Genomic DNA, 13,876 nt, shown 5'->3' on the forward strand with positions numbered 1-13,876 from the left:
GTAGAACCCCACCACCCCCCGTCACGATCCGGCGACCCACCGTCCAGGGGGTGGGGCTCCCCCCGACCCCATCCGTTTGCGACACCCACCCACCGGCCATGTAGGCTGTTGCCTCTTCCACGGGTGCGTAGCTCAGGGGTAGAGCGCTGCTCTTACAAAGCAGATGTCGGCGGTTCGAAACCGTCCGCGCCCACCAGCACAAAGGCCCCTCGCCGATCATGGCGAGGGGCCTTTGACATCTATTTCTGACATCAACGTCCATGGTCACTGCGGCTGGGGTTCCAGGGCCGGGACTCCACGAGGGGGAGCGGTGGAGGACGTCTTCGACACGACCGGGAGACCGCTGAAGGGCTGGATGCACGCCGTCTTCCGCGGCGGCCCGTACGGGGAGGACGTGGGCCGCTGCATCCCCGGCCCTCCCGCGCCGGCCACTCTGTCGGCCCCGCTGCCAGGGGGCGGTGTCCACGTGTACCGCCTGTGGACGGTGGGCTCATGGTCTGCCCCGGACGACCCGATAGCCGTGTACAACCCCGATGGCCCTCCGGTTCCGCCGACTCTCCTGACCGCCCAGGAGCGGCAGTGGACCCAGGAGGGGCAGCGAAGGAGGGGCCTCAGGCCCATCAGGCTCGTCGCGCTGACCGACGACGGACAGATGGCATACGACCCTGATGCCCCTGCCGTCGAGGCGATGCTCGCCGGGCTGCGGGAGCGGCAGTACGTGGTTCTCCAGCGGCTGACCGACCACGATGAAGGCGACTGCTACTTCCAGGTCCTGTTTGCCGAGGACGCCGTCTACGAGGTGGAACACGGAGCGGGTACGACCGGTGAGCGTCATCGGACGAGATCGGCTTCCCAGACGGAGGTCCGTGACACCGTCCTCCGCTGGCTGTTGGGCGCGAGGAAGGGGTCAGGCGCGTCCCTGCCGCAGGTGGCGGGAGGCGGAAAGACAGGAGGACAACCATGTTGCCTCCTCGCGGTTGATGATCAGGCCGGCGACAGTGATCATCCCGTTCAAGGGGCCGTCGAGCCGAATTGAGTGGTCGCCCACATGGAACATCTCCCAGTCCGCGTCGCTGTGCCAGAGCCGGGCGGTCTTCTGACCCCGGCGCTGGGCGAAAACGAGCTGCTCTCCGTGCTCGTTCATGAAGTATCCGATGTAGTCCTTGTCGGTGATCTCACCACCGCACAGGCGGGCCAGGAGCGGTTCGATGGCAGTCGGCGTGTCAGTCATGAGGCGGGCTCCTCGTCCGGCTCGGCGTCCTGTCGTGCCGATGACAGGGCAAGCATGCGGGAGGCTGAATCCAGCAGAGCCTCGTAAGTGATCACTTCGATGCGTGTTTGGTGCGCGTTGTAGGTGCGCAGTGACTCCGCGATCTCCCGAGGGGTCACGCCCCCGGTCACGTACTGCGGGTGTCCGATCACGACGGTTGCCGAGGCTCGGCGAGTGTCGACTCCGTGCTCGGCCAGGATGCCCGGACGGTTCTCGTCCATGGCTCGGAGGTAGTTCTGTGCTTGGGAGACTGCGCGGTGCGCCGCGGCACCCAGCATGAGCTGACCGGAGCGCCGTATGACCAGGTCCTGAATGTTGGCGCGCTTGAGCTCCACCACGTGCAGAGAGCCGTCGCCTCGCAGGAGAGGGATGTCGAGGATGGTTTCCGGGGTGTACTGACGACGTGCCAGCTCAGCCACGTATGCACCGCCGAAGATCCATTCCTGGTTCTTCAGACAGGCATGGAGGGCGCTCTCGGAACTGTCCGGGTCCTCCACCACGGTACGTAGGCCCGTCAGGCTGGCCTGTCTGGCCCTCAGCTCGAGTATCTGTGCCAGCATGCCGGCGTCGGCATCGGTCAGGACCTCGGTCATCATCCGTGCGACCTCGGAGGAGGCGGGCCGAGGCAGGGCGCGGAGGACTATCTCCATGTGCCCGTACTGTTGAAGTCGCCTGACCTCCCGGGTTGAAAGCCGGATCCCGCCGTCGCCGTCCCCCAGGCTCAGGTAGTCGGCGGACCGGGCAATGCCGCGGAAAAGGTCACGCGCGTCTGCTGCGGTCGCATCGGGTCTGTCGCTGCACAGAACGTCCAGGGCGGCGGCGGCCCTGTCAGCACCCATGGCAATCATCCTCCGCATGTGTTCCTCACTGCGCTGCCGGGCCTCGTCGTCGTAGTGGTTTTCCAGGATTTCAAGAAACAGCTCACCTCCGGCATAGGCCGCGAAGCGCTGGAAGCGCTGAGCGAGCGCGAAGTCCCCGTGAAGGATCGCCTCTCGGGCCACTTCCTCCAAGGCGTCCACCAGGGACCGGCCCTTGCCGTACGTCCCACCAAGGTCGCCCATGATGTGCAGCACCGCGTCGACGCGCGCCCGGACGCGCTCATCCGCAGTGAGTTCGCGTGCCGTCTGGACCATCTGCCAGAGCGTGAAGCCGGACCGAAATTTCGCCACGTGGGCACCCTAGGACCTGGCACTGACAATCCCGCTTGGCGGCAGTTTCGACTGGCCCCTGGCACAACACGGCTCAGGGGGAGGCATCAACGACCATGACCGCGGTGGTTGCCGATGTGCTGCCGTCCGCCGCCGTTGCGCCCTCCCCGGTCTGCGTCGAGCGCTGGAAGCATCTCAGCGTCCGACGACGAAGGGGACAGGATGGTTCAGCCGAAGTGCAGTGCTCCTACCCAGAGCGGAGGCCGCTGCCAGAACAAGGCGATGACGGGTACCTCGCGGTGCTCCAAGCACCAGGGGGCGTGGTCCCCGTACGGGGTCGAGCAGCGGAAGAAGAAGGAAGCCGAAGCCAAGATGAAGAAGCTTCGGAAGAAGCGGTAGCGGGCTGTCGAGTGAGGCCGACTGACATCCAGAACTGACATCAACGGCGACGGATGACAGCGGTCGCACACGAACTGCCGTGGCGGTGATGACCAGCGATCCGCCCTTGGTGAGAGCGCTCCGCACGAGCTTACAAAGCAGATGTCGGCGGTTCGAAACCGTCCGCGCCCACCAGTGACGAAGGACCCCAGCCGATCATGGCTGGGGGCCTTTGGCATCCACCTCTGACGTCAACGAAGACGGTCGCCCGACCTCTGGTCCCCGGGAAACGTCAGGGCTGCGATTCCGTCGGAGGGGGAACGGTGGAGGGCGTTTTCGACACGACCGGGAGACCGTCGAAGGGCGGGATGCACGCCCTCTTCCACGGAGGTCCGTACGGGGAGGACATGGGCCGCTGTATTCCTGGCCCTCCCGCGCCGGAAACCCTCGCGGTGCCGTCGGCCGAGGGCGGTGTCCATCACGAGGGCCCGATCAAACGGTAGGGGGCTGACGGATCAGGGCTGCCCTCAGCAGCCCATCACGCCGGGTCGGCCAGGTCAGGGCCCGGACCAGGCCGTTGGTCACGACCCAGTACCCCGGGTGCACCCAGCCTTCTTCCTTCGACAGGAGCCCCGGACCCTCGTCGCGGTACAGGTGTCGCATCAGGCGTTCGTACGCCGGGCCGCCGGCCACCAGCAGCAGGGGTGCGGTGAGAGCCGCACCGACCCAGACGCCGCACCGAAGGGCCACCTGAGCACGTCCGTCTATGCGCACGCGATGAGTATGGCGCCCACGGCTCGGGTATCGTCCGGCCCTGTCGATCAGCAGAGCAGTCGGTAGTGGGGGCGGCATGCACAACGAGCGGCTCGACGAGCCTCTGTCGGACGAGGAGCTGAAGCTCTTCATCCAGTACCTGCACCGGTTCGCCAACCATGACGTGGACATCTTCCTGAGCATGGAGGTCGGGTATCCCGAGCACCCCGTCTACATGGTGCTCGGCAGGGACTACCCCCCGGTCGGGGACGCCTCGGACTATCGGCGGCCGTTCACGGATCGGCGACAGACGACATCCACACCTGGCCTCGTCGACGGTGGATGACAGCGGTCCTCACGGCCCCTTGTGACCTTCGCCGGCTGCGGCCCGACCCCGCAGGTGTGGCAGCTCGATCCGGCTCACCTGGGAACGTTCAGCGGCACAGCCCCATGATGATGTCGTCGAAGTCGGGGAACTCCTGTGTGGCCTGCGCGACGATCGTCGCCGCCGACGCACGGCAGGCCGGAGCGTACTGCTCCGCGATGGCCGCCAGGTCCTCGTTGGCCTGGGGAGCCCAGTCGGGTTCGGGTTCGTAGAAGGCGGCCGCTTCCCACGGGCCGAAGCCGTCGGCCAGCAGCCAGAGGAAGGTGCCCAGGTCGCGGGCGACGACGGCGGTCTCTCCTTCGGAGCCCATGAAGACGACGGGCTGCTCTGTCAGGTCCCGGCCGGGACGGACGAGCCAGAAGGCTGCGTACCCGCCGGTGCCGTCCTGGCCGAAGACGCGGAAGTCATCGCCGGTCAGATCGCTGTTGCCCGTCCACGCACGGAGCCAATCCGTTGTCTCCTCAGCGGACAGGAAGGACTCGTGGGGTTCGAAGTCGACGCCGTCCTCGCCTATGCGGTCGAGCCGGACCGCCATGGCAGCGGCGAGCGCAGCGGGAAACCGGCGGTCTTCGTTCTGGATCACGCGGACAGATTAGCGACCGCCCGGGGGCCCACGAGGTCGCTGGCCTCACCGACCAGCAGCCGCCCGCAGGCGGCGGACAATGGCGGCATGACGTTGACGATCTGGGTCGATGCCTGGCAGATGCAGTGCTGCGGAGAGAGCTTCGTGCCAAGGGACGTTGTCTCGTGGACGCTGCTGGAGGTCGATCCGGAGGACTACGCCGACGTCGTCGGCAGTGAGCGCGCGCAGGGGATCTCCTTCCGTGAGGAGCACCACGGCCAGGACGAGGGACGCGCCCACCTCGGTGGAAGTGGTGTCGATCGCCGAGGTGCACTGCCGTTACGGGGTGCTCCCGGGCGCCACGGACAAGGCGAACCGCCCCGTCCCCGGCACGACCGTACTCGTACCGGTCGAGAAGGCGGACAAGTGGGCGAAGGCCAGGCCGGACGTGGGTTTTGCGGGCTACCTGGTGACCGCACGGCGTGTCAACGGCCTGCCGGAGGGCGCGGCTGCTCGCGGTCGATGAGGGAGTCGGCGGACGCGTGCCAGATGCGTGTCAGATCGAGCGGTCGGCCGCGGTCGCCGGGGGATCGTTACGGCGTCCGCGGCTTGTGACAGCCGTCGTCGTGCACAGAGGGGCTGAGCTGCGGTGACCGGCCGGCTTTCGATGCCAGAGCCTGGGAGCGGTGTATCCGTTGCCCTGTGGAGCCTGCTGATGGTGCTGAATCAGCCACCTCTTCAGGTCAGGTTCCGTTGACGGGTATCGATCTGTTCAGCTGTGGACGGCCACGCACTACGGTTGCGCCAAAGGTGTGGTGATCAGTGCGCCCTGTGCACAGGAGTGTGGATGCAGCCTCTGTATGCGGTCGATTTCGACGTGTCGTCGACGCGTGGTGATTCCTTTGACGTGCTCGGGCGACTGCGTGAGCACCTTGCGGCGTGGCTGAACAGCCCTCCGAGTGGCGGCCCCACGGCAGCGGACCTTGTCGTGGCAGGGGAAGCACTGCTGGCTGCCAAGCCGCCCGGCCGTGAGCAGAGGCAGGTGCGCTGGTGGGTCGAAGCCGGCGATGACGCCCAGGCGCTACGGGTCCGCCTGTCGCATCCGGTCGAGAGCGGGGCGCAGTTCGTCACGCAGGTGACCATGGCCAAGGTCGCTGATCAGGTGTCGCTGCGGGTGATGATGGGGCAGGAGATCCCGAGTGGTTGGCTGGCTCCGATTCAAGACCCGTCGTTGTACCGGCCGAACGTGTTGGGCAGGGTGTGCGGGGACGAAGCGCTTGGTCTGCGCACCCTGAGTCAGTTGGTGACCGGCCGGTTCGAGCCGATCCGCCAGAGTGAGCAGGTGGCGGTGCTTGCCGAGTCACTGGCCGCTCCCACTCGTCTGCCGACTCTGCTCCTTCAGCCGCGGGACGAGTCGGCGTGGCAGCTCGCCAGGCGGGCGTCGTCCCAGCTCGTCGGCCTGGCCCAGGTCGTCACCCTCAACTATGCGACGAGCAGGGCCCTTTCGCGGGAGCTTCCTGAGCTCCAAGTACCCGACGGCGGGGCCCTTCTGGTCTGGCCCGACCTTCGGCTGTCTCATCCGCGTTACTCCCGGCCGGAGATCAGGCTCGAGGGAATGGTCGAGCACTGGATGCGGACCCTGGCGGAGCTGTCGGTGCTTGCGCGGGGCTCTGACCGGGGGTGGGACGCGGCGCGGCAGTCGGCACGCGCGACCGCTGCCCGACGGGCGGCTGCTCAGGTCGAGGAGGCCCGCCGCCTCGGTGACGCGGCGGCGGAGCGGGCGGCTCTGGAACAGCGTGTACGTGAGCTTGAAGAAAGTGTCAGCGAGTGGGAAGGGCTGGCCGTATCGGAGGCGGCCCGGGCGGACGAGAACATTTCCAAGGCGGCTGACGCGGCGAAATTCGAGGAGGATGCGACACGATGGCGCAAACTCTACGAGCAGGAACGCGCCTCCAGCGGTTCCCCTTCAGCGCCGGTGGACCCCTGGGAGTCCATCCCCGATTTGCAGAAGGGGGTGTCGGCTCCCACGTACCGTGCCCTGGAGGAGGCGTCAGAAGGTCGGATCGTGTTCACGCCCAATGCCGAGCGGAGCTGGAAGTCGGATCAATACCGCTTCCACGGAGAAATGACCGAGCAGTTGGTCCTGCTCGCCAAGGCGGCCGCGGACCTCTATGAGCAGTCGCCGACGTCCATGCCGTACCTTGACGAGTGGTTCTCCACCCAGCACGGGCTGAAAGTCGCCACGAGCGATCTGACCATCAAGAAGAATCCCAAGATGCGGTACGCCTCCTACGGTGGTGCGCAGCACGACACCCTTCCGCACGTGAAGGTACGGGACGGAGTCGCCCACAGTGATTGCGGACGCATTCACTTCGCCCTGGACCCCGACAATCGTCGCTTCGTCGTCGACCACGTCGGCGTAAAGAAGTATTGACCGATTCCGTGGAGCCGGCCATGCGGTGCCTCTGGCATCCATGGCCGACACCGACGCGGGTGGACGAGGGCGGTGCCACGAGGTCGGTGGGGGAGATCGTCCCGGGTGCGACCGTCTTCCCCGCGCCCGGGTACCGCCGTACTGGTGTCGGTGGGGTCGGGCGGGGCGGGGGGTGTTTGTTTCGGGGGTGTTCGGTGAGTGTCCGCCCGGTGTAAGGGCGTAAGGGAACGGGTTTCGGACCGGGTGGCGCGGAGTTTCAGTCGATCATGGTCGGGTGGTTTCGGCGTGGTGGGAGCGGGTGTGGTCGGATGAGGGGATGAGCACCCTGTACTTGTTTGCCAGCGCCGCCGAGCCCGTTTTCGACATCGCCCGCGTCATCGAGGACGCGCAGGCCGACGGCTGGGACGTCTGCCTCGGGCTCACCCCCACGGCGGCTCGCTGGCTCGCCGGGTCGCTCGACGGGCTCGCCGTGCTCACCGGGCATCCCGTGCGGTGGGACTACGCGCTTCCCGGCGAGCCGGACGTGTGGCCGGAGGCCTCGGCGGTCCTCGTCGCGCCGGCCACCTTCACCCTGGTCAACCAGTGGGCGCTCGGGATCGCCGACAAGTTCGTCGTCGGCGTGGTCGCGGAGGGGATCGGCAAGGGGATCCCGATGGTGACCGTGCCGTGTCTGAGCGCCGCCTCCGCCCGGCACCCGCAGTTCGAGCGGTCCCTGGAGACCCTACGCGGTGCCGGGGTCTCGGTGTTGCGCGGCGGCGAGGACGGGTTCCTGCCGGATCCGGCGGAGGGGTTTCCGTGGCGCCTCGCCCTCGACGCCGTTCGTGAGCGGGTGGCCGTGGGCTGAGGCCGTGACCGTGGCTGTGGCCGTGGCTGTGGCCGTGGGCTGAGCCCGTGGCCCCGTGGGGCTCAGCCCGTGGCCGTCGGCTGGGCCCGTCGCCGTTGGATGGGCGGGCGGTCGTCGGACGGGCGGGCGGTCACTGGACGGGCGGGCGGTCGTCGGGCGAGTGGGCGTGGCGCGAAGTTGACGTGGGCGCGCCCTGGCCGGTGTACTCCGGGCATGTCTGACGTGGGGGACGCGCCCGAACCAGGGGCGCAGGGCGGCGAGATGACGCCGCAGCGGTACATCGAGACCAGGATCGCGCAGTACCAGGAGTGGTACGACACCAAGGCGACCCGGATGAAGACGATGCACCTGCGGATGCGGACCGTGTCCGTCGTCGGCGGCGCCCTGGTGCCGGTCTTCGTCAATCTCGACCTGGGGTTCGCACGGATCACCGCCACGGCGCTGAGCGTGATCGTCGTCGCCGCCATCTCGCTGGAGAGCGTGTACCGGTACCGGGAGCAGTGGAAGAACTACCGGTCCACCGAGCAGTTGCTCGGGCACGAGCGCGTCTTTTTCGAGACCAAGGTAGGGCCGTACCGCAACCTGGGCCGGCGCGAGGCGTTCTCCGTCCTCGTCGCCCGCGTCGAGAAGGCCATCGCCAACGAGAACTCCGCCACCCTGAACGTCATGACCCTCGGCGGCCAGGTCGACGCCGATGTGCGGCCGCAGGGGATTCCCGCCGCCCGGCAGGAGACGGAGCAGGCCGCGTAGCCCCCTCCCCCCGCGGGCCCCGAGACCGCGCGGCCCGCCTCCCGCGGGCTCCGGAGGTCCGAGGCCCGCAGGGCGTCAGCCGATCCGCGCGGTCAGCACCACTTGTAGTCGACCCGCGTCGAGTTGTACGAGCACGTGTCGACCGTCGTGCCGTTCGACCTGCGCAGCTTCGCCGTGTCCCGGTCGTTGTTCCAGACGTACGCGCCACGGTTCTGGTACACGTTCGCCGACGTGTTCGTGCCGCGGCCCGTGCGGACCGTCACGATCTTGCCCTTGCCGAGCGTGTAGTTGCCGAACGTGTACTTGTGGTTGGCCGCGTCCGTCAGCGTCCAGCCCCGCAGGTTGACCGCCGCGCCGGTCGTGTTGCGTATCTGGACGTACTCGGCGTTGAGGCTGCTGTTGGAGCGGTTGTCCGTCCCCGGGCTGTCGTAGTAGATCTTGTACAGGTGGACCGAGCCGGCGGCCTGGGCCTGCGAAGGCAGGAGGAGGAGGCCGGAGGCGGCGGCCGCGGTCACGGCCGCGAGCGTGCGTACACGAAGCATGAATGTCCCTCAGTTCTCTGCCGGACGCCCGCCGATGGGGCCCGGCGAGCACACAGGATATGCATGATCTTCACTTCTTCAGCACGACTTCCGGTCAGTCTCGGTCATCCGTCCTAGACTCGTCGCATGGGCAGCGAACCGCTGCGGATCACCGTCCTCGGGTCCGCCACCCCCTTCCCCCGGCCGGGCAACGCCTGCTCCGGCTACCTCGTCGAGGGCGGCGGCGTCCGCCTCTGGGTGGACGCCGGGACCGGCACCCTCGCCGAGCTCCAGCGGTACGTGTCGCTCGGTGACGTCGACGCCGTGTGGATCTCCCATCTGCACGCCGACCACAGCGCCGATCTGCTGACCGCCTTCTACGCGCTGCTGTACTCCGGCCTCGAACTCCCGCTGCCGGTACCGCTCCTCGGCCCGCCCGGCATCGCCGACCGGCTCGCCGGCTTCCTCACCAACGGGCCCGACCGCAGTCCGATCGAGAAGGCCTTCGCCGTCGAGGAACTGCGCGACGGGCACCTCGCCCGCGTCGGCGGGCTCACCCTCCGGTCCCGCGCCGTCGACCACGGCGGCCCGCCCGCCTTCGCCCTGCGCGTGGAGGACCGGGAGGGGCGTTCGCTCGTCTACTCCGGGGACTGCGAGCCCTGCCCCGCCCTCGTCGACATCGCCCGCGACTGCGACCTGTTCCTCTGCGAGGCCGACGGCGCCGTGCCCGGACACCACTCGGCCGCGCAGGCCGGGCGGAGCGCCGCCGACGCCCGCGCCGGCCACCTCGTCGTGACCCACGTCGGGCCGGGGACCACTCCGGAGGAGGCTGTCGCCCTCGCCGCCGCCGAGTTTTCCGGCGCCGTCGGCCATGCCGATCCCGGGATGCGGTTCGTGGCCGGGGGCGGGGTCGGGGACGGACTCGGGGGCGGGGCTGGGGCGTAGGCCGGGCCGGGGCGGACTCGGGGCTGGGGCGTAGGCCGGGCCGGGGGCGGACTCGGGGCCGGGCTTATGCGTCGAAGTCGTACTCCAGGACGTACGACGACGAGTCCAGCGTCATCTCGTTGAGCTCCACCGCCGTCCCGGGCCCCGTGAACGCCGTGCGGCCGATGAGCACCACCGGCGTCCCGAACTCCAGGGAGAGCCGGTCCGACTCGTCCGCCGTCGGCATCCTGCAGCGGATCTCCTCCCGGAACCGCACCGGCCGGTGCCCCAGCTCCGTCAGCCGCGCGTAGGTGCCGCCGGGGCCCGTGTCCGGCTCGGTGATCCGCGTACCGCGGACGAGCTCGGCGGAGAGGTACGACACGGAGAGCAGCACCGGTTTCGTGTCGAGGACGAAACGGCGGCTCCGGACGCAGACCGGCGCCCCCGGCGCCAGGTTCAGCGCCCCCGCGACCCGGTCGCCGGCCTCCGCCTCGACCACCTCGATCTGGTCGACGACCAGCTCCCGGTCCTCGACGTCCGCCGACCAGACCGAACGGCCGTTGCCCCACCGGTCCCCGGCGAGGCGCGGGATGCCCCGGCGGCGCAGCGGACGGAAGACCCGGACGAAGACCCCGGCGCCCTTGCGCGCCTCGGCGAGCCCCTCCGTACGCAGCACCGACAGGGCCTGGCGAGCGGTCATGCGGGCCACGTCGTAGGTCGTCATGAGGTCGTTCTCACCGGGGAGGCGATCGCCCGGCGCGAAGGCGCCCGACTGGATCGCGGTTCTCAACTCGTCGGCGATGCGCTGGTACTTGGGCCGGCGAGCGCTGTCCTGGTCAGTCACGGGTGGACCACTCCCTTCGTCTGCGGGACACCCTACGGCGCGCTCCTCAGCCCCGGTCCACGCCTGTACGCCGTCCCGCCCGGCCGATCCATCCATCGGGGGACATCTCTAGAGATACGTTGACAGGGCCCGGTCGCCGCGCTTCCCTGAGTGTCCCCAAGCTTCAGGTACCGGGACGGAGGGGACGCGTGCAGCCACTGCCCGAGGTCGGTGACCTCGTCCGCGACACCGCCACGGGGCGGGTCGGTTTCTATGTGGAGAGCGTCTCCGGACGCTTTCTGATCCGCGCCGTCCACGGCGGCGTCGAGTGGGAGGCCGAGCCGGTCGACGTCCAGCTCGCCACACCCCTCCACGAGCTGCGTGCCCGCACCGCCGAGATCAACGCACGGAGCAGACGCGGTCTGGGCGGGTGAGAGGAGGGAGGGGAGGTCGCCGGGGCCGGCCAGCGTTCGGGCGGTTGTCAGTGGGGCGCGTCACACTGGGGACATGTGCCGCAGCATCAAGACGCTCCGCCCGCCCGTCCTGCCCGAGGAGGCGACCGAGGACGACATCCGCGCCGCCGCCCTGCAGTACGTCCGCAAGGTCTCCGGCTTCCGCGCCCCCGCCGCCCACAACCGCGAGGTCTTTGAGCGGGCCGTGGACGAGATCGCCGACGCGACCGCGAGACTCCTCGCCGACCTGGAGGTGCGCGGCGCGCACTCCGCCGCCGCGAGAGCACGGGAACCCCGGCCGGACGCCGTAAGGGCGCCGGAGGCCCGGCCCGCCACCGTCAGGACGCGGGCGCGGGAGCCGCAGCCGGGCGCCGTATGAGGTACGCGGCGAGGCCGCCCGCCAGGAAGAGCGCGAGGGTCGACACCCCCGCGCTGAACCAGGTCGCGCCCAGCCACTGACCGCCCAGCCAGCCGAGCCCCACGCTGTACGAGGCCCAGGTCACGCCCGCCAGCGCCGACCACGGCAGGAACTCCTCGGCCCTTCGCTTCGCCGCGCCCGCCCCCAGCGAGACCACGGAGCGGCCGGCGGGGGCGAAGCGCGCGAGGACCACGAGCAGTCCGCCGCCCCGCGCGAGCGCGGTGCCGAGACGTTCCTGCGCCAGTGAGAGGCGGCGCGAGCGTCCGATCGCCCGGTCCAGCCTGGCCCCGCCGCGCAGCGCCAGACGGTACGCGAGGAAGTCGCCGAGCACCGAGGCGCCGGCCGCGCAGAGGAGCAGGGGGAGGAGCGACGGCACGCCGGTGGACGCCCCGGTGGCCGTCGCCGCCGCCGTGGCGGCGGTGATCACGAGGAAACCGCTCGGCAGCACGGGCAGGAAGACGTCGAGCAGGATCGACGTCGCCACGACCGGGTAGATCCATGGACCGGCGGTGAGCGACCGCAGCGAGCCCAGGCTGTCGAGCAGATTCACAAGCCCAGAGCCTACGCGGGGGCGGGGGCCCGACAGCCGGTGGGTGCGGGGCCGGCATCGGCGTCGGACTGCGGGGGACGCGTGGGGGTGGTGGCGGTGGGGTGGGCGCCGATGGGAGAGGGCCGGAAACCGTGCCACGGTTTCCGGCCCCTTCCGGTGGTCATGCTCGTGCGTCAGGCCCGTGGTCGTGCTCGTGTGTCAGACCCCGTGGTCGTGCTCGTGCGTCAGGCCGCGACCGGTGCGCCCCGGTCCTCCCGGGTCTTCGCGGCCGTCGCCTCCCCGGCGCCGAACAGTCGGTCGAGGGCCAGCGCGCCCGGGCCCGTGAACACGAGCAGGGCGAAGGCCCAGCAGAACATGGCCGCGCTCTCGCCGCCGTTCTGGATCGGGAGGAGCGACTCCGGCTGGTGGACCTTGAAGTACGCGTATGCCATCGAGCCCGAGGCCAGGAAGGCGGCGCTCCGGGTGCCGAGGCCGGCCAGGACCAGGATGCCGGCGCCGAGCTGGATGACGGCCGCGTACCAGCCCGGCCAGGTGCCGGCCGGTGTCGCGCTGCCGCCGAGGACGCCGAAGAGCGAGGAGGCGCCGTGGCAGGCGAAGAGCAGGCCGACAACGATGCGGAAGAGGCCGAGCGCGTAGGGCTGGGCCTGGTTCAGGCGGGCGGTGAGGCTCGCGGGGGCGTCAGGGGAGGCGGGGACGCCGGGGGCGCCGGGGGTCGTGCCGGCCTTGGCGGTGTCCGGGGCGTTCGGGTCGGTCATGGGGTGGGACTCCTTCGGTCTGGCCTCGTCCGTGGGGAACGGGGCGCGGGGGGACGGAAACCGATGAGGCCGTAAGGTTAGGCACCCCTCACTAGTACTTGCAAGTTCAACATTCAGCCACCGGGGAGCGTGTGGTGAGGCTCACTCCCCGGCGGCCGCCGCTGACGCGGGCTCAGCGGAACGGTCGTCAGCAGCCGTTGAGGACGGACTGGAGGGCGCTCTTCTCGGCGGAGTCGACGCTGAGGTTCCAGTAGTACTTCACCTGCACCCACGCCCGGACGTACGTGCAGCGGTAGGCCGTCCGCGGAGGCAGCCACGTCGCCGGGTCCTGGTCGCTCTTGGCCTGGTTGACGTTGTCGGTGACGGCTATGAGCTGCGGCCGCGTGAGGTCGTTCGCGAAGGCCTGGCGCTGGGCGGTGGTCCAGGAGTTCGCGCCCGAGCGCCAGGCCTCGGCGAGCGGGACCATGTGGTCGATGTCCAGGTCGGAGGCGGCGGTCCAGGTGGCGCCGTCGTACTCCGAGTACCAGCTGCCGCTGATCGCGGCACAGTTGGAGTCGGTGACGACGTTCACGCCGTCGCGCTTGAGGACGGTCTCGCGCGTGTTGCAGGTGCCGGACTGGGTGATCCAGTGCGGGAAGAGGTCCCGGCTGTAACCCGTCGTGGAGCCTGCCGCCTTGACCGTGAGGGCGGCCAGGTAGGTACGGGCGGTCGCGGCGCTGACCGGGGTCGGCATGGCGGCCTGCGCCGCCGGTGCGGTGGCGAGGAGCCCGGTGACGGTGAGGGCGGCGGAGGTGGCGAGAACGGCGAGTCGACGCGCGTAGATCATGCCGACGGGCATGTGAACTCCCTTGATGTGGGGGGACCTTGGCTGTCAGCCGTCCCCGCGGGGTGCCGGGCGGTCGGGCCCGG

15 protein-coding genes, 1 tRNA gene and 1 pseudogene are annotated in these 13,876 nt (G+C 69.7%); 9 read left to right on the forward strand and 8 right to left on the reverse strand.

Annotated features, from left to right (window positions below):
- The first annotated feature begins 121 nt into the window (after positions 1-121).
- Positions 122-196 (forward strand) — tRNA-Val (locus ACIGW4_RS22775).
- Positions 197-907: 711 nt separating this feature from the next.
- Here ACIGW4_RS22775 and ACIGW4_RS22780 read toward each other — a convergent pair.
- Both ACIGW4_RS22780 and ACIGW4_RS22785 read right to left on the reverse strand, forming a co-directional pair.
- Positions 908-1,231 carry a hypothetical protein gene (locus ACIGW4_RS22780; RefSeq protein WP_386336920.1) on the reverse strand — a complete coding sequence of 108 codons (324 nt, stop codon included), beginning with the start codon at positions 1,229-1,231 and terminating at the stop codon, positions 908-910.
- Positions 1,228-2,439, reverse strand: a complete 1,212-nt coding sequence (locus tag ACIGW4_RS22785) for a Shedu anti-phage system protein SduA domain-containing protein (protein WP_399582537.1) — start codon at positions 2,437-2,439, stop codon at positions 1,228-1,230. Before ACIGW4_RS22785 ends, ACIGW4_RS22780 begins: the two co-directional genes overlap by 4 nt.
- A 1,207-nt stretch (positions 2,440-3,646) precedes the next feature.
- On the opposite strand from ACIGW4_RS22785, the gene ACIGW4_RS22790 reads away from it, so the two are divergent.
- Complete coding sequence (locus ACIGW4_RS22790; protein WP_399582539.1) at positions 3,647-3,895, forward strand: hypothetical protein; 249 nt, start codon at positions 3,647-3,649, stop codon at positions 3,893-3,895.
- Positions 3,896-3,983: 88 nt separating this feature from the next.
- Here ACIGW4_RS22790 and ACIGW4_RS22795 read toward each other — a convergent pair whose 3' ends face one another.
- Positions 3,984-4,517, reverse strand: coding sequence for an SMI1/KNR4 family protein (locus tag ACIGW4_RS22795; protein ID WP_399582541.1), 534 nt, complete (start codon positions 4,515-4,517; stop codon positions 3,984-3,986).
- A 120-nt stretch (positions 4,518-4,637) separates the two neighbouring features.
- Between ACIGW4_RS22795 and ACIGW4_RS22800 the strand changes: the two are divergent.
- The 4 genes and pseudogenes from ACIGW4_RS22800 (at position 4,638) to ACIGW4_RS22815 (ending at position 8,524) form a co-directional block, all read left to right on the forward strand.
- A pseudogene (locus tag ACIGW4_RS22800) lies at positions 4,638-5,022 on the forward strand (DUF6578 domain-containing protein).
- Positions 5,023-5,343: 321 nt separating this feature from the next.
- Positions 5,344-6,930 carry a hypothetical protein gene (locus ACIGW4_RS22805; RefSeq protein ID WP_399582543.1) on the forward strand — a complete coding sequence of 529 codons (1,587 nt, stop codon included), beginning with the start codon at positions 5,344-5,346 and terminating at the stop codon, positions 6,928-6,930.
- Between the two features lie 316 nt (positions 6,931-7,246).
- Positions 7,247-7,774: a flavoprotein gene (locus ACIGW4_RS22810; RefSeq protein ID WP_398710795.1), complete on the forward strand. Its 528-nt coding sequence runs from the start codon at positions 7,247-7,249 to the stop codon at positions 7,772-7,774.
- 213 nt (positions 7,775-7,987) lie between these two features.
- Positions 7,988-8,524, forward strand: a complete 537-nt coding sequence (locus tag ACIGW4_RS22815) for a DUF4231 domain-containing protein (protein ID WP_359589936.1) — start codon at positions 7,988-7,990, stop codon at positions 8,522-8,524.
- 92 nt (positions 8,525-8,616) lie between these two features.
- Here ACIGW4_RS22815 and ACIGW4_RS22820 read toward each other — a convergent pair whose 3' ends face one another.
- Positions 8,617-9,066, reverse strand: a complete 450-nt coding sequence (locus ACIGW4_RS22820; protein ID WP_123451869.1) for a lamin tail domain-containing protein — start codon at positions 9,064-9,066, stop codon at positions 8,617-8,619.
- Between the two features lie 126 nt (positions 9,067-9,192).
- Here ACIGW4_RS22820 and ACIGW4_RS22825 point away from each other — a divergent pair, with 126 nt between their 5' ends.
- Positions 9,193-9,990, forward strand: coding sequence for an MBL fold metallo-hydrolase (locus ACIGW4_RS22825; RefSeq protein ID WP_399582545.1), 798 nt, complete (start codon positions 9,193-9,195; stop codon positions 9,988-9,990).
- Positions 9,991-10,054: 64 nt separating this feature from the next.
- On the opposite strand, the gene ACIGW4_RS22830 is transcribed toward ACIGW4_RS22825, so the two are convergent.
- Complete coding sequence (locus ACIGW4_RS22830) at positions 10,055-10,813, reverse strand: GntR family transcriptional regulator (RefSeq protein WP_123451865.1); 759 nt, start codon at positions 10,811-10,813, stop codon at positions 10,055-10,057.
- A 188-nt stretch (positions 10,814-11,001) separates the two neighbouring features.
- On the opposite strand from ACIGW4_RS22830, the gene ACIGW4_RS22835 reads away from it, so the two are divergent.
- Both ACIGW4_RS22835 and ACIGW4_RS22840 read left to right on the forward strand, forming a co-directional pair.
- Positions 11,002-11,226, forward strand: coding sequence for a hypothetical protein (locus ACIGW4_RS22835; RefSeq protein WP_093876317.1), 225 nt, complete (start codon positions 11,002-11,004; stop codon positions 11,224-11,226).
- Between the two features lie 73 nt (positions 11,227-11,299).
- Positions 11,300-11,623 carry a DUF2277 domain-containing protein gene (locus ACIGW4_RS22840; RefSeq protein ID WP_260174333.1) on the forward strand — a complete coding sequence of 108 codons (324 nt, stop codon included), beginning with the start codon at positions 11,300-11,302 and terminating at the stop codon, positions 11,621-11,623.
- On the opposite strand, the gene ACIGW4_RS22845 is transcribed toward ACIGW4_RS22840, so the two are convergent.
- The 3 genes from ACIGW4_RS22845 to ACIGW4_RS22855 form a co-directional block, all read right to left on the reverse strand.
- A complete protein-coding gene (locus ACIGW4_RS22845; protein ID WP_394297840.1) occupies positions 11,583-12,212 on the reverse strand; it encodes a DedA family protein in 630 nt (209 codons plus the stop codon). The two genes, ACIGW4_RS22840 and ACIGW4_RS22845, sit on opposite strands and share 41 nt — an antisense overlap.
- A 224-nt stretch (positions 12,213-12,436) precedes the next feature.
- Positions 12,437-12,967 carry a DoxX family protein gene (locus ACIGW4_RS22850; RefSeq protein WP_359589939.1) on the reverse strand — a complete coding sequence of 177 codons (531 nt, stop codon included), beginning with the start codon at positions 12,965-12,967 and terminating at the stop codon, positions 12,437-12,439.
- Positions 12,968-13,154: 187 nt separating this feature from the next.
- A complete protein-coding gene (locus ACIGW4_RS22855; protein WP_123451861.1) occupies positions 13,155-13,805 on the reverse strand; it encodes an HNH endonuclease family protein in 651 nt (216 codons plus the stop codon).
- Positions 13,806-13,876 lie beyond the last annotated feature (71 nt).

It is taken from the genome of Streptomyces sp. NPDC053513 (assembly GCF_044544765.1).
Lineage (GTDB): Bacteria > Actinomycetota > Actinomycetes > Streptomycetales > Streptomycetaceae > Streptomyces > Streptomyces litmocidini.

What these genes read in the sequence shown, in the direction of transcription:
- ACIGW4_RS22780 (WP_386336920.1), bottom strand. Translation starts at nt 1,231, where the DNA reads ATGACTGACACGCCGACTGCCATCGAACCGCTCCTGGCCCGCCTGTGC.
- ACIGW4_RS22790 (WP_399582539.1), top strand. Translation starts at nt 3,647, where the DNA reads ATGCACAACGAGCGGCTCGACGAGCCTCTGTCGGACGAGGAGCTGAAG.
- ACIGW4_RS22805 (WP_399582543.1), top strand. Translation starts at nt 5,344, where the DNA reads ATGCAGCCTCTGTATGCGGTCGATTTCGACGTGTCGTCGACGCGTGGT.
- ACIGW4_RS22810 (WP_398710795.1), top strand. Translation starts at nt 7,247, where the DNA reads ATGAGCACCCTGTACTTGTTTGCCAGCGCCGCCGAGCCCGTTTTCGAC.
- ACIGW4_RS22815 (WP_359589936.1), top strand. Translation starts at nt 7,988, where the DNA reads ATGTCTGACGTGGGGGACGCGCCCGAACCAGGGGCGCAGGGCGGCGAG.
- ACIGW4_RS22820 (WP_123451869.1), bottom strand. Translation starts at nt 9,066, where the DNA reads ATGCTTCGTGTACGCACGCTCGCGGCCGTGACCGCGGCCGCCGCCTCC.
- ACIGW4_RS22825 (WP_399582545.1), top strand. Translation starts at nt 9,193, where the DNA reads ATGGGCAGCGAACCGCTGCGGATCACCGTCCTCGGGTCCGCCACCCCC.
- ACIGW4_RS22840 (WP_260174333.1), top strand. Translation starts at nt 11,300, where the DNA reads ATGTGCCGCAGCATCAAGACGCTCCGCCCGCCCGTCCTGCCCGAGGAG.
- ACIGW4_RS22850 (WP_359589939.1), bottom strand. Translation starts at nt 12,967, where the DNA reads ATGACCGACCCGAACGCCCCGGACACCGCCAAGGCCGGCACGACCCCC.
- ACIGW4_RS22855 (WP_123451861.1), bottom strand. Translation starts at nt 13,805, where the DNA reads ATGCCCGTCGGCATGATCTACGCGCGTCGACTCGCCGTTCTCGCCACC.